The sequence below is a fragment of the Neorhizobium sp. PAMB6630 genome (assembly GCF_058242775.1).
This window is the reverse complement of record NZ_CM177836.1, coordinates 1,924,503-1,939,632: the sequence shown is the minus strand read 5'-3', so window position 1 is coordinate 1,939,632 and position 15,130 is coordinate 1,924,503. Positions and strand designations below refer to the sequence as shown.

At 63.0% G+C, this 15,130-nt stretch carries 8 protein-coding genes; 2 read left to right on the top strand and 6 right to left on the bottom strand.

Annotated elements, in window-relative coordinates; all coding sequences use genetic code 11:
• Positions 1 to 195: 195 nt before the first annotated feature.
• On the top strand, positions 196 to 7,803 hold the full coding sequence (locus AC4CWF_RS09110) for an apolipoprotein A-IV repeat region-like domain-containing protein (RefSeq protein ID WP_491285100.1): 7,608 nt from the start codon (positions 196 to 198) through the stop codon (positions 7,801 to 7,803).
• Positions 7,804 to 7,987: 184 nt separating this feature from the next.
• Positions 7,988 to 8,746, top strand: coding sequence for an NUDIX hydrolase (locus AC4CWF_RS09105; RefSeq protein ID WP_491285098.1), 759 nt, complete (start codon positions 7,988 to 7,990; stop codon positions 8,744 to 8,746).
• Between the two features lie 84 nt (positions 8,747 to 8,830).
• Here the strand turns inward: AC4CWF_RS09105 and AC4CWF_RS09100 are convergent, their stop codons facing one another.
• The 6 genes from AC4CWF_RS09100 to AC4CWF_RS09075 all read right to left on the bottom strand — a co-directional run bounded on the left by AC4CWF_RS09100 (position 8,831) and on the right by AC4CWF_RS09075 (position 14,979).
• Positions 8,831 to 9,349, bottom strand: coding sequence for a P-loop nucleotide/nucleoside kinase family protein (locus AC4CWF_RS09100; RefSeq protein ID WP_491285096.1), 519 nt, complete (start codon positions 9,347 to 9,349; stop codon positions 8,831 to 8,833).
• Between the two features lie 193 nt (positions 9,350 to 9,542).
• Positions 9,543 to 10,154 carry an ABC-type transport auxiliary lipoprotein family protein gene (locus AC4CWF_RS09095; RefSeq protein ID WP_491285094.1) on the bottom strand — a complete coding sequence of 204 codons (612 nt, stop codon included), beginning with the start codon at positions 10,152 to 10,154 and terminating at the stop codon, positions 9,543 to 9,545.
• A gap of 17 nt (positions 10,155 to 10,171) precedes the next feature.
• Positions 10,172 to 11,542, bottom strand: coding sequence for an MlaD family protein (locus AC4CWF_RS09090; RefSeq protein ID WP_491285093.1), 1,371 nt, complete (start codon positions 11,540 to 11,542; stop codon positions 10,172 to 10,174).
• A gap of 5 nt (positions 11,543 to 11,547) precedes the next feature.
• Positions 11,548 to 12,387, bottom strand: coding sequence for an ABC transporter ATP-binding protein (locus AC4CWF_RS09085; protein WP_491285092.1), 840 nt, complete (start codon positions 12,385 to 12,387; stop codon positions 11,548 to 11,550).
• A 7-nt stretch (positions 12,388 to 12,394) separates the two neighbouring features.
• On the bottom strand, positions 12,395 to 13,552 hold the full coding sequence (locus tag AC4CWF_RS09080; RefSeq protein ID WP_491285317.1) for an ABC transporter permease: 1,158 nt from the start codon (positions 13,550 to 13,552) through the stop codon (positions 12,395 to 12,397).
• A 230-nt stretch (positions 13,553 to 13,782) separates the two neighbouring features.
• A complete protein-coding gene (locus tag AC4CWF_RS09075; RefSeq protein WP_491285090.1) occupies positions 13,783 to 14,979 on the bottom strand; it encodes an MFS transporter in 1,197 nt (398 codons plus the stop codon).
• Positions 14,980 to 15,130: the final 151 nt, after the last annotated feature.

The following is a 15,130-nucleotide window of genomic DNA, read 5'->3' as shown; positions in this document are numbered from 1 at the left end:
AGCCCGGATACCGGTCAAGCCTTTCTTATGACGTCTTTGCGACGGAAGGCTCCCCGGGTTCGAGAGTGAACGGGACACTGAGCCGGCTGTATGCCCGGTCTTGGGACCCGGTACGGCCGGATCGACAGTTTCGCCTCACGCGGCAGGGTGAAACCCACGATCAGCCGGACGAGTATGGTAACGAGGCGTAACCGCATGGCGAAGAATCCGAACAACGAGTCGATCGACGAAACCGCGTTCCAGGCGCTGGAAGACGCGCTGAAAATCGACTTCGAGGAAGCGATGCAGCCGGCAGCGTCGAAAAAATCCGTTCCCCCTGCCCGGGAGGCCACCAAGGTGCCAGAAACGCCGACGCAGCGCCCAGCCCAGTCATCAGCAAAGCCATCAGCCCAGGCATCCGCACCGCGCCCTCGGCCGCCGGAACCGAGCCGCCAGGCGTTGCCGCCGGAACCAGGCGCGGCGAAATCGCCAAGCTTCGAGCCCGCCAATGACAGCGGACGCCGCAGCACGCCGGCCATCCTCCGCTCGCTGGAGAGCGGCTCCATGCGCTCGTCGCTGCGCAATGCCGGCATTGTCTCGCTGCTGTGGGCCATTGGCGGCGCGGGCCTTGCCCACCTCCTTTATGGCGCGCAGATCTGGCAGGTGTCATCCGTTGCCGATCTCGTCGCCATGCCCGGCGTCGTTGCCGTCTTTATCGGCATCTTCGTGCCGATCATGCTGTTTTTCGCCTTCGCCATCATGATGGCGCGGGCGCAGGACCTGCGCAATGCGGCCCGCTCCATGGCCGAGGTTGCGCTTCGCCTGTCGGAGCCGGAAACGATTGCATCGGAACGGATCATGACCGTCGGTCAGGCCGTGCGCCGCGAAGTCTCGGCGATGAACGAAGGCATCGAGCGCACCATTGCGCGCGCCACCGAGCTGGAAACGCTGGTTCACTCCGAAGTGAACGCGCTGGAACGCAGCTACGCCGACAACGAGATGCGGGTGCGCGGCCTTGTCCACGAACTGGGCTCGGAACGCGACGCCATCGTCAACCATGCCGAGCGCATCCGCAGCTCCATCCTGGGTGCGCATGAGAACATGAAGGAAGAGCTGTCGCTCGCCACCGAAGAGATTGCGGTGCGCCTTGCGACCTCCGGCGAGGCCTTTGCCTCGATGATCGATACCCGCGCCGCCGTCCTCATGGAAAAGACCAATGCCGCCGGTGATGCGCTGGGCTCGCTTCTGTCTGCCAAGACCGAAGGCCTGATCGGCGCGCTCACTGCCTCCGGCTCGTCGCTCGCCACGGAATTCGATACACGGCTTGAAACGCTCGGCTCGAAGCTGTCGTCGCGCGGCAACGAAATCCTCGGCCAGTTCGAGACCCGCGCCTCGACGCTCGATGCCAGCACCGAAAAGCTGAATGCGGCGCTGAATGAGCGCACGCGCCTGCTCAATGAAACGCTGCTGGCCCGCACCCGCGATATCAACGAAACGCTGACGGATGGCGAGCGCACGATTACCACGTCGCTTGGCACGGTGCTCTCGACGCTCAACCGCTCGCTCGATGAAAAGGGCGCCGGCTTCCGCCAGACCCTGCAGAACGCCGCCGACGATACGGTGATGGATTTCGACCTGCGCACGGGCCTGTTCGAAGAACGCCTGCAGGGCACGATCGGCCAGCTCAGCGCCACCTTCGATACCGGCCTTGAAGAATTCACCACTGCCTTCGATCAGCGCGCCGGCACGCTTGGCTCCAAACTCACCGAAAGCCTCTCCAGCATCCGCGAAACCGTCTCCGGCGGCTCCGATGCCTTGGAAGGCATTTTGTCCACCAGCATCGAACGGCTGGGCTCGGCCTTTACCGATCATTCCCTGACGCTTGCCACAACGCTCGGCACCAGCCAGGAAATGCTCGAAAACACCATGGAAACCAGCACCAGCCAGCTGGGCGAGGTTTTGGACAGCCGCGCGCGCCGGCTCGCCGCCGAGCTGGAAGAGCGCAACCGCGCCCTCAACGAAGGCCTCGACACGCGCGCCAACCGTCTGGTCGAGGATTTCGACAGCCGCAGCAACCGCCTTGTCGAAGACCTGGATGGCCGCAGCCGCACGATTGCCGACACTCTGGCGGAGCGCGCCCACGCGCTTGGCGAAACCATGGACAGCCGCACGCGCCAGCTGACGGACGGCTTTGACACACGCGCCAGCCAGCTGGACGAAAGCCTCGACGCCCGCAGCCGCACGCTTGATGAGACGCTCGGCACCCACGCTCGCGACATCACCGGCACGCTGGATGGCCATGCCCGCACGCTCGCCGAAACCATGGATGCGCGCACCCGCCAGCTGACCGAAGGGTTTGACGCCCGGGCCCGCGTGCTCGACGAAAGCCTCGACAACCGCAGCCGTATCCTGATCGACGATCTCGATACCCGCGCCCGCAGCCTCGACGACAGCCTGGAGGCGCGTTCGCGCACGCTGACCTCTGGCATTGATGAGCGCAGCCGTGGCCTGATCGACGGGCTCGACAGCCGCACCCGCGCACTGGACGAAAACCTCGAAACCCGTGCCCGCACCCTCACCGAAAATCTTGACCAGCGCAGCCGCGGTCTGGTCGAAGACCTCGACACCCGCACGGCAGCGCTTGACGAAACGCTCGGCATGCGCGCCCGCTCGCTCACCAACAGCATCGACCAGCGCAGCCGCGGCCTTGTGGAAGACCTCGATAGCCGAACCGCCGCCCTCGACAGCAACCTCGAAAACCGCGCCAAGACGATTTCAGATGCCATCGATGAACGCAGCCGTGGCCTGATCGACGATCTCGATACGCGCAGCCGCACGCTCACCGATAACCTCGACAGCCGCAGCCGCCAGATCACCGGCAGCATCGAGCAGACAACGCGCGAATTTGCCGACACGATGGATGAGCGCACCCGCACGCTCACCGAAGGTTTTGAGCAGCGCAGCCGCGATTTCAACGACGATCTGGAAATCCGCAGCAGCATCTTTATCGAAAGCTTCGATACCCATGCGCAGGACCTGATCGAGGGTATCGACGGTCGTCACGCCGCCATGACCGGCGCGCTGACCGAGCGTACTGCCGAAATCACCGGCAGCCTCGGCAATGCCCATGCGCGCATGGATGCGGTTCTGACGGAGCGCAGCCACCAGCTTGCCAATGCGCTCACCGAAAGCCAGGGCCGTTTCGAGGAGCGCCTGACGGATCGCTCCACCTCGCTCATCCAGTCGCTTGAGGTTGGAAACCAGCGTTTTGCCACGGTTATCACCGAAAAGGCCGAAGCCATCGAACAGACGGTTGCCGGCGCGCCGGAGCGCCTGTCCAGCCTCATCGACAGCCGCATCGACACGATGTCGCGCACCCTATCTGAAGGCCATCAGCGCATCGACAGCGATCTCGGTCGCCGCGTCAACGATTTTGGCGAAATGGTGGGTGGCGCCGGCACACGTCTTGGCGAAGTTCTCGATGATCAGGCCATGGCGCTCAGCACCACGATCTCGCTCAGCGAAGACCGGCTTGCCAACCTCACAGAGACCATGTCGCGCACGCTGGCCGAAGGCCATCAGCGCATCGACAGCGATCTCGGTCGCCGCGTCAACGAATTTGGCGAAATGGTCAGCGGCGCTGGCGTGCGTCTTGGCGAAGTGCTTGATGATCAGGCCATGGCGCTCAGCACCACGATCTCGCTCAGCGAAGACCGGCTTGCCAACCTCACGGACACCATGTCGCGCACGCTGGCCGAAGGCCATCAGCGCATCGACAGCGATCTCGGTCGCCGCGTCAACGAATTTGGCGAAATGGTCAGCGGCGCCGGCACACGTCTTGGCGAAGTGCTTGATGATCAGGCCATGGCGCTCAGCACCACGATCTCGCTCAGCGAAGACCGTCTGGCAAACCTTGCCGAGACCATGTCGCGCACCCTGTCGGAAGGCCAGCAGCGCATCGACAGCGATCTGGGGCGCCGCGTTAACGAATTCGGCGATATGGTCAGCGGTGCCGGCAACCGCCTCGGCGAAGTCCTCGATGATCACACGATGGCACTGAGCGCCACGATTTCGATCAGCGAAGACCGCCTCTCCAGCCTCGTGGATGAAAAGACGGCAGCACTGATGTCGACCGTCGAACAGGCCGATCAGCGCATCGAGGTGAGCTTTGCCAGCCGCACGGAAACGCTTCGTGCTGTCTACGGCGAAAACCAGCAGCGCCTCGACCAGTCGCTCGAAAGCCGCAATGCCGATCTCGCGCGCACCCTCGTCATCGGCCACGATGCCATCGACCGTACGGTCGGCAGCGCAGCGGACCGCATCGAAACGAGCCTCACCGGCAGCACGCAGCGTTTCGAAAACACACTTGGCCAGGGCATTGGCCGCGTCGAAGGTGTCATCGGCTCCAGCGAACAGCGTTTTGCCGATCTGATGGAAACGGGCAACCAGCGCCTGTCGGACACTGTCTCCACCGGCCATGAGCGCATGCGCTCGACGATCGAAAGCGGCAACGAAAGCCTGTCTGCGACGCTCATCGATGCTCAGGCGCAGCTCAGCGACCTGCTTCTCGATCAGGCAACCTCGCTTGGCACCACGATTGCCACCAGCACCGGCATGCTTGAAATGTCGCTGGAGAACCAGCAGGATGCCCTGCGCGGCGTCATTGACACCGCCGGCATCGAGCTGGAAACCCGCCTGCGTGATACCGCTGGCGACATTGCCGGCAAGCTTGGCGAAGCCGCCCGCGACATCACCGCTTCGGCCGATCAGTTCTCCAGCCGCGTCGAACAGACGGTCGGCGGCGTCTCCTCGACGCTCGACCGCACCGGTCATCGGATCGAAGACACGTTTGTCGGCCTCGAAGACCGCATCCGCAACCAGATCGGCAATGTCTCGGGCATGGTGGAAGGCGTCGGCATGAGCCTGTCGCAGACGCTGGCCGAGCGCACCGCCGAGCTTGCACGCGTCAACGCAGAAGGCCTCGAACGCATCGCCGGAACCCTCAGCCAAGGCACCAGCGAATTCGACCGCCTGAGCATGGAAGCCGCCAACCGCATCACCGGCAGTTTTGATGCCGGCACGGCCCGCGTCGACGAGCGCCTGTCCACCATGGACCGCGCCATCACCATGGGCCTCGACAATGTCAGCCGCACCATCGAAGGCAAGGCCTCGACGCTTGCCAGCTCGCTGCGCGATGCCGTGACGACTGCGGCCCAGGAGTTCGACAACGAAGCCATGCGCTCTGCCGATACGCTGAACAAGGCCGGCGCGCAGTTTGCCGAAACCGTTGACCAGCGCCATCAGGATTTTGCCCGCGCGCTGGAAGAACGCTCGAACGACATTGCCGGCCGCATCGGCGAAACGCAGAACCGTCTCGCAGGCCAGGCCGCCGCCGTGGCGCAGGCCTTCTCCGAGGCCGGCAATTCCATCATGCACAAGGTTTCGGAAGCAGAAGGCCTCGTACAGCGTCAGGTCGGCAGCATCACCCAGGCGCTCGGCGATGCCGAACGCACGCTCGATGAGCGCGGCACGGCCATCCGCACCTCGCTTGCCAACACCGCCGGCAGCATCGAGCAGACGCTGAATTCCGTCGATCAGACGGTTGCCGCCCGCAGCGATAGCATCCGCACGGCGCTCACCGAAACCACCGGCGACATCAATGCGGCACTCGAAGCCGTCGACAAGGCGCTCGAAGCCCGTGGCGAAGCGATCCGCTCCAGCCTCGACACCCGCTCGCGCGACCTCAACTCCATGCTGTCTGCCCGTTCGGCAGAACTGTCGCGCCTTATCGACGAAAAGGCCCGCCCTGTCGTCGAACAGTATGCAGAAACAGGCCGCACCGCAGCGGAACGTCTGGCAGCGGCAGCCGGCGAAAGTGCCGAGCGCCTGATTGCAGCCGCCGAGCAGAATGCTCAGCGCCTGCGCCAGGAAAACGGCTCGCTGGTCGAGGCGATCTCGTCGCGCACCAACGAAACGCTCGCTGCCATTTCCGAACGCACCCAGCAGGCCACCGGCGCGATCCGCAACAGCGAGCACAGCCTTGCCAACAGCGTCAACGATCTGATCACGCGGCTTGAAAACAGCAACAATGGCATTGCAAGCCTTGTCGAGCATGCCGCGCGCGAAATCGGCGTCACTGTCGAGCAGGCATCCGAAAAGCTCGGTCAGGCCGACCAGAAGCTCGAGGAAACGGCAGCCCGGTTTACCGATGCCAGCACGCGCGCTGCCGATATGGTGTCCAGCTCCAGCCGGCTTCTCGAAAACAATGTCGATCGCCTCGGCCAGATCTCTGGCCAGACACTGTCGCAGGTCGGTGCCATCGTCGGTCGCTTCGATGAATATACCACCGTTCTCAATCAGGCCTCCTCGCTCTTGGGCGCGGCCCAGTCGAACCTTGCGAGCACCCTGACCGAGCGTCAGGATGCCCTGCGCGCGCTTTCCGTCGGCCTCGTCAAGCGCTCGGAAGAAATCGAGACGAACATGCGCAACCTCTCGGGCGTCGTCGACGGCGCCTTCCAGCGCGCCGGCGAACGGTCGCTCGAAGTGGGTGCACAGCTTCGCGAAAACCTCTCCGGCTCGCTCAATGATATCAACCGTTCGCTGGCAGAGACCGAAGGTCGCGCCCAGCAGACGGCAGATGGCATGCGGGCGGCCCTGATGGGTGCCAGCCAGGAAGCCAACCGGGCGCTGGAAGGCACGATTGCCGACGCCGAACAGCGTGCCCGCGGCCTTGCCGAGCGTATGCGCGGCGGCATTACCGGTTCGCTCTCGGATGTCGAGCGCATGCTCGCCGATGCCGCCGGCAAATCCGATCAGGCGGCCGATCACCTGCGCGACACGTTGCGCAAGTCGGTCGAGGAGGCTATCGCCCGCTTTGCCGGCGCAACGGACGAGATCCGTCGCTCGGCAAGCGAAATTCGCAAGGAACTGGACGATACCCGCACCGAACTGAAGCGGGGCGCCTTCGACCTGCCGGAAGAGGCCAAGGAAAGCGCGTCCGCCATGCGCCGGGCCGTGGCCGAGCAGATCAAGGCCTTGCAGGATATTTCCGCCCTCGTCGGCCGTTCGGCCCAGACGCTGGAAATTTCCGACGTCGCCGCTCCGCGCGCAAGTGCCCCGCAGCCGGCTGCACGTCCCGCCCCGGCCCCAGCTCCGGCACAGGCTCCGCGGCCCACGCCGGCACCTGCTGCCGTCACCGCCCAGCCCGCCCGCGCACCGGCCGCTCCCCAGGCGCCTCAGCCTGCCCCCCGCAGCGAGCCGCTGCCCGGCGGCCTGCGCGGTAGCCTGCCAACCGAACGGGCGCCTGTTGTGACCCCGCGTGCGGCAGAACCTGCCCAGCGCGGCGAAGGCGGCGGCTGGATCAGCGATCTCCTGCGTGGCGCCTCGCGTGACGAGGCGGAAGCTGCAGCGCCGGTCCGACAGCCGGCCCAGCGCGCATCCGAACAGCAGACGCGCGCCGGCGACAGCCGCAACCCGCGTCACATGGTCGAATCGCTGAACTCGCTGTCGGTCGATATTGCCCGCGCCATCGATCACGATGCGTCGGTGGATCTCTGGCGCCGTTACCAGCGCGGCGAACGCGACGTGTTCACCCGTCGCCTCTACACGCTGAAGGGCCAGCAGACCTTTGACGACATCAAGCGCAAGTATGACCGCGAGCCGGAATTCCGCACCGCCGTCGACCGTTACATCGCCGATTTCGAAAAGCTGCTCGCCGACGTGGCCCGCACCGACCGCGACCGCAGCGTAACGCAGAGCTACCTGACCTCGGATACCGGCAAGGTCTACACCATGCTTGCCCACGCCGCCGGCCGGTTCAGCTGAGCGGACCCGCACCGTGAAGACATTCCCGATGTCCCGAGCAGACGTCGGGGCTTCGCACTGATCGGACAAGGGGGTGGCGCTGCTTCCCCCTTGTCTTTTTTGGGCAGACGCAGCGGACCCTTCTTTGCGCCAGACCAGATTGGGCGGAGCGCCATCAGACCCTCTGCAAAACCGGAGATGCTTCGTGTTCGAAGACCAGTCCTTCAGCATCCCGGCCGATCGGATTGATTGCCACGTGCGCGGGACCTTTCAGCTTTCCGAAGAGGTGGAAGCCGAGCGCGCCGCCCGCTGGCAAGCGCTGCGTGCGAGAAGTGCGGCCGTCTTTGACGGCGCGCTGATGCGGATGGCGAGCCACAGCATCGAGGGCGGCAGGCTGACAATCGTTGGAAATCGCACAACCTATTCCGCCTATGTGGCGACACGCCATGCCGATTTTCAAGTCGAGCATCCGCGTGCCGAAAGGGCAGACCCGCTCGGCATGACCGCCGTGGTGCTGACCGCAGACGCGCAGGTGATCGTCACAAGACGAAGCCTTGCTGCCGAACAGAACCCTGGCGGACTTTATCTGATCGGTGGTTACGCGGAGCCAGCCGAGGGTTTTGATCAGCTGGATCTCACCCTTGAGATTGCGCGGGAAATCGAAGAGGAAATTGCCGTCACAGATCTCGACCGCGCTGAAACTTTCGCCATCGGCCTTGCCTATGATCCGGTCTTCTGCCACCCGGAGCTTTTCTTCCTCACCGTGAGCCGTTCAACAGCCCAAGTGATCCTGGACGGTGCCCGATATGCCCAAGATCGCAACGAGGCCGCCCAACTGCTCGCCTGCCCGCTCCGCGATGTTCTGGCGGAAGACGGCCCGGTCCGCGATGCGCCCAGGACTTGGAGCTTCCTCAAGGCCCGGAATTTTCTTGCACGCCATCTGCAAGTAACCGCCAGAGGCTAGAGCCCCGCCCGGTTGGACCTGTTCTCCGAGATGGTTGCCATAAGGTGCAGCGCGTTCACCCACGCGAATGGGCAGGCGCTTGCATCACCCGCACCGGGTAAGGATATCATCAACGACATCGGAAATCGGCCGAGTTGCATCAATGCTGATGGCGCCTGGTGGAATGCCTTCGCGGCTCGCGTGCTGGCGCAGGATCAACGCCCGTTCGGCCGGTTTTGAACCCCATTCATCCCGTCTGCCGTCAAGACGGTGGTTCAGCGTTTCGATGTCGATATCCAGCACGACGACCGCGTCGAAGAGATGGATGAACTGGGAAAAATTCCGCGAGCCGCCACAAAGGAAGGTGACGGGGAAAGTGTGATCAGCCACAAGAGCCTTCACTCTCTCCACATCCCAGATGTGATGCTGGGAGATAAAGTCCGGGTCGTCCGCGTGCCGTGCAGCCATGGCAGGGAGGAGCCTTGCGCCTGTTACGGGATCACCCTGATAGGCGAGAACACGGTCTCCGTGCACCGCGTGGTAACCGCCCCGTTCCAGCTCCGTCGCCACTGTTGTCTTGCCAGTTCCGGAGCCGCCTTCGATCAGGATATTTCTGATCCCCATGTCCCATGCCTCTGCCGATATTCATTGATGGCGACCCGTCTAGGCGGTTGCAATGACATCAGCAAGACATCCGCCAAAGGACCTATTCAAAGGCGTGAGTGCAATGGCGCACGCAATACACGACCTCAATTCAGGCCATGCTCCGCAGACATTGGCCAATCCCGCGAAGCCGTATTTCCTTCGAAATAGCCTCTTAAAGCGAGCGCAGCGTCCAGTCGACGATGTCGGCGCCGACCTTGGCAAAGGCGCGGTTGATGCCGGCGATCAGCTGGGTATTGCCCTCGCCTGAGACCGGCACGCTGGCGCGGAACACGTTCTGGGCGCGCACCGACCCATTGCGGTCGTTGAGGATCTTGACCGAGATTTCGACATTGGCCGTGCGTGGGCCGGAAGTGTTGATCTCGAAGGCGCGGATATCCGTCACCACCTGGTAATCGATGGCCAGTCCCTGCCCGGGCTTTCCGACGCCAGCAAGCTTGCCGGTGTTTTCGAAAGCCTGCACCAGCTTCGACTGCACCATGCGCGGCAGGCGGTCACCCCATTGCGAATCGGCGAGATACTGGATCTCCGACGGCGAGACGCGCACCAGGACCTGTTCGCTGTCGAGCGATTTCAGCGCCGTCGGTTCGGGCACGAGGATCTGCTTGTTGCGCGCCGTCGGCGCATCGGCCATCGGCGTCAGCGACAGATCGAACGTGTCGTTATTGGCCTTCGTGCCGCAGCCGGCCAGAAGCAACGCCATCAGGGGAAGGGCAAGCAAGGCGGTGGTTTTGACCGGGCGCTTCAGCATGTGTGTGTCCATCATTGGGTTACTCGCTCCCGTCAACGCCGTGTACGGCCGTCATATTCCTTCACCGACTCGCCGCCAAAAATCAGCCTCTGCGGATTCTGGTCGAAATTGGTGATGGTCTGGTTGAGGTTGTCAACGGCGCGGCGGGTATCGCCCACCAGCGTCTGCACATCGCGCAGGCCGGTGCCGGAGAAGCGGGCAAGGTTGTCGGCAATCGGGCCGATACGGGCGTTCAGGTTGTCAGCCGTCGCGCGGATCGATTGCAGCGTCTTTTCCGCCTCGGCAAACAGCCCCTTGGAATCGTCGCCGCTCACCATCGTGTCCACTTTCACCAGAATGGTGTCGACACGCGTCGAGGCCTGATTCAGTTTCTGCGCCATGTCGGTGAAGTCACGGATGGCATTGTTGATTTCGTCGCGGCGCGCCGAAACGTTATCGACCACCTGACGGGCAGAGGCGATGGCGCCACGCGCATCGACGGAGGCCGCCGTGATATTGTTGACGGCGTTTCCGATCTGCGTCGGATCGACGGCAGCCAGCAGGTTGTCGGCGCGCTTCAGCACGGATTGCGCCTCGACGCTCGCCTGGTTGAAGCCGCCGGCTGCTTCCTTCACCTGCTCCATGATCGGACCGATATTGCTCGTGGACTGGGCAATGTCGCCGGTGACCTTTTCGGCATTAGTGATGACGTTGTTGATCTTCTGGGCGTCCACCGCACGGACAAGACCATCAACCGCTTCCAGCGTCGAATCAACCCGTTCGGATACGCGGTTGAAGGTGACGGAAAGCGTCGAAAGGCTGCGCAGGAAATCGTCGATGGCATCGGAATTGGAGCTGAGCGCGCCGGTAAAGGCTTCGGCATGTTCGATGGTGCGTGTCAGCGGCCCGCGCGCGTCGGTGACAAAACCCTGGATCTGGCCGATTGCATCATCGGCACGCTGCAGGATCTTGTCGGCGGTGGCCAGAAGGTTGGTCACGCTCGACTGGTCGGCAATCAGCACGGCCGGCCGGCCGGTCTCTTCCGATGTCTTCAGGAGGTTTTCCTCGTCCGTGCGGCCGCCCGACATTTCGATATAGGCCGCACCCGTCAGGCCCTGCACTTCCAGCACAGCCTTGGTGGAGGGATAGATCGGAGCAGACGTCTGCACTTCGGTGAAGGCAATCGAGTAACGCGGATCTTCCGGATCGATTGTCAGGCTGCGCACGGAGCCGATCGGAATGCCGTTAAAACGCACGGCAGAGCCCACCGAAAGCCCGTTTGCGGAACCCGGAATGCGGATCGCCACTTCGGCCGTCGGTCCGCTGCGGCCATACTGCGCCATCCAGTAGACGAAACCGAAGGCGGCAGCCACGACCAGCAGGGTGAAAAATCCGACGATGGCGTAATTGGCTCTTGTTTCCATGGCTCTCAAGACTTTCCTGGCACTGTGCCGGTTGCGCCGTCGTCGGTGACGATGGACCGGGCCCGCTTTCCGCGGAAATAGGACTGCACCCACGCATCGTCGCAGGCCAGCATGTCATCCAGCGTTCCCTCGACCAGAACCCGCTTCTGGCCAAGCACCGCGATACGGTCGCAGACGGAAAACAGGCTGTCGAGATCGTGGGTGACCATGTAGACGGTAAGGCCGAGCGTATCACGCAGCTTTGCAATCAGCATGTCGAATTCGGCAGCCCCGATCGGGTCGAGGCCGGAGGTCGGTTCATCGAGAAAAACCAGCGCCGGATCGAGCGCCAGCGCCCGCGCAAGGGCTGCCCGCTTGATCATGCCGCCGGACAGCTCGGACGGGTATTTGTCCGCCGCGTCGGCAGCAAGGCCAACCAGCTCGATCTTCAGATAGGCCAGCTCATCCATCAGCGACTGCGGCAGGTCGAGATATTCGCGCATCGGCAGCTGGATGTTTTCCTTCACCGTCAGCGAGGAAAACAAGGCACCCTGCTGGAACAGCACGCCCAGCTGCATATCGAGCGCCATGCGCTGTCGATCGTCGGCTTTTTCGTAATCGACACCGAGGATCTCGATCGTGCCGGACCGGTGTGGCAGAAGGCGCAGCACCGTGCGCATCAGCACGGATTTGCCGGTGCCGGAAGCGCCGACGAAACCAAGAATTTCGCCGCGATAAATGTCAAGATCGAGGTTTTCCAGCACCGTCTTCGTGCCGAAACCAACCGTCAGATCGCGCACAGACAGGATGACGCTCCCCGGCTCCGGATGCTCGACCGCATCGATCACATTGTCCTGAACGGCCATACCCATCCTAAAAGTCGATTGCGGAGTAGAAGATTGCAAAAAGCGCATCCATCAGGATGACGACGAAGATCGACTTCACCACGGCCGCCGTGACATGGGCGCCAAGCGATTCGGCACTGCCGCCGACCTTCATGCCCTCGACGGCCGAAACGATGCCGATGGCAAGCGCCATGAACGGCGCCTTGATCATGCCGGATGCAACGGACGAATATTCCACCGCCTCGTGAAGGCGGGCAAGAAACGTCTCGAAGGTGATGCCCGAATAGAGCCACACGACGATGGCTGCGCCATAAAGGGCGGAGAAATTGGCAACGATGGTCAAAAGCGGCAGCGCGATGGTCAGCGCCACCAGACGTGGAAACACCAGCACGCCGACGGGATTGAGCCCGATGACAGTCAGCGCGTCGATTTCCTCGCGCATCTTCATCGAGCCGATTTCGGCGGTGATGGCGCTTCCGGAGCGGCCGGCAATCATGATGGCCGTCAGCAGCACGCCGATTTCACGCAGCTGCAGAATGCCGACGAGATCGACAACGAACAGTTCGGCGCCGAAATATCGCAGCTGGAAGGCACCCTGCTGAGCAATGATGGCGCCGATCAGGAAGGACATCAGCATGATGATCGGCACGGCGCGCACGCCCATCCGGTCGATATGGGTGACGACGGAAGCCGGCGAGATGCCGGTGCCGCGGCCAAGCTTCAGCTGCGCACCACCCACGGCAGAACCCAGAATGTTCATGGCGGCAACGGCATCCTGCCAAAGCTCGACGATGGCGCGGCCGGGCGGCGTAAAGACGCGCTGGAACAGCGAGGCATTGTCGGCGGCCTTGGCAGGCGGGGCCGGCGTTTCCTGCGGCATGACATCGAGCAGCTCCTTCAGCTGCTCGCTTGCCCCCACCACAACGGCATCACCACCCTGCGCCCGGCGCGCATTGATCAGCCGGCGAATGAGCCAGCCGCCGGATGTGTCGACCTGGTCAATGGCCGAGACGTCGAGTTCAAGCCTGCCGGCTGCCTCTTGCGTCTCCAGGACAGACAGATCTTTCAGAACCCCCGAAATGCCACGGTTGCGCCAATCCCCCGACAGGAGATAACGTTCCCCCTCGCCAGCAGATTCATCTTTTTCGATTGTGGCAGACCGGTCGTTGACGGGCTTCGGCTTCATGGGCATCTATTACTGCTCGGACGCACGGTTGATCCCGCACTTAAGAGGCGCAATATAGCCGCCACCGTGCGAATTGCCATGCTGTCCAAAGCCAAAAAGGCCGAGCAGTAACCTCAAAGCCACAGGTCGTTTTCTGACCGTACGCCACCGGCAAGGTACGGCGTGTGAACGGCCGGCAAGATAAAAGGCGAACGGGAAGAAACGCAGCCTTGTCTGCAAATCCGGCTTTATCAGACGCCGGCCTCGCTACCGGCCCGTCGTGGGTTGCTGCGTGCGGCCTTCAGCGTCAGTGCCAGGCCACCGGCCGCCACAAGCGCCATCAGGTAATAGCTGTTCTGGCCGAACTCGCGGTAGATGAGGCCGGCCAGGAAGGTCGATGTGGCCAGAAACACGCCGTTATAGAAGAAATAGGTGCCCTGCACCGTCGATTCCTTACTTTCATGCACGCTCTCGACGATCTTCTGCTGCATGCCGAAATGCAGGAAGGCAAAGCTGAAGGCATGGCTGCACTGCAAAAGAGTGGCGCTCACGAAGCCGAGCGGCTGGACGAACAGAACCCAGCGCAGCACGGCCACCACCGAGCCGAACACCATCAGCCCGACCGGCGAAACCTTTCGGGCAATCAGGCCGGACAGGAAGAAAAACAGGATTTCCGCTACCACGCCCGCCGACCACAGCACACCGATCTCAGACCCGGAAAAGCCGAGTTGCTGCCAGTGAATGCCGGAAAATGCGTAATACATGCCATGCGTGGACTGCACGAGCGTGCAGCCGATCATCAGGAGGTTGAGGTCCGGCGCGGCGATCATCGATGACTGATTTGCGCAAACCACTTTTTCCGGCAGTGCGGCAGCGCGCCCGAGACGCGGCACGATGAGCGCCGCCACCAGCGTCAAGGAAAAGGCCGAGGCCGCCACAAGCGGCACGACGGAGGCGGAAAAGCGCGAGATCGCCTCGCCCGCCAGAAGTGTCATCGCCACAAACCCGATCGAGCCCCAGACCCTTATCGTGCCATAACGATAACCCCAGCGGCGCACGCCCATGACAGTGATGCTTTCCAGAACCGGCGTGAAGGGCGCAAAGGCTGCCCCTTGCAGGCTGAACACCAGAAGCACCATCCAGAACCCGTCGACCACCATCAGCAGAAGTGCGGTGGTGATGGAGAGGACGGCGGAAAACAGAAGGATACGCACCCGCTCCGACAGCCGGTCGGCAAGGTAACCGGCAACCGGCGCCGAGAGAACGCGCAGAACGATCGGCACCGACAGGATGAGGCCGATCTGCCATTCATCGAGCGCCAGCGATTTCAGCCAGACCGGAAAGAATGGCAAAAGAATACCGTTGACGCCAAGCGCTGCCGCATAGGCCAGCGCGCAACGAACGGGAAACAGACGGGGAATGGCAATCGGGGAAAAAGCCTGGGCCACGGGGGCTCCCATGCTGACGGCGGCGGGTTGGGCGATCGGGAATCGTCTTGGAATTTGATCGCTTTACCACGCAAGCACAGCATGCGCCACACTCTTGCCACCGCTCAGACATCAAGCACGCGCACGGCAGGCAAATCTGCCGGGAGAGCCG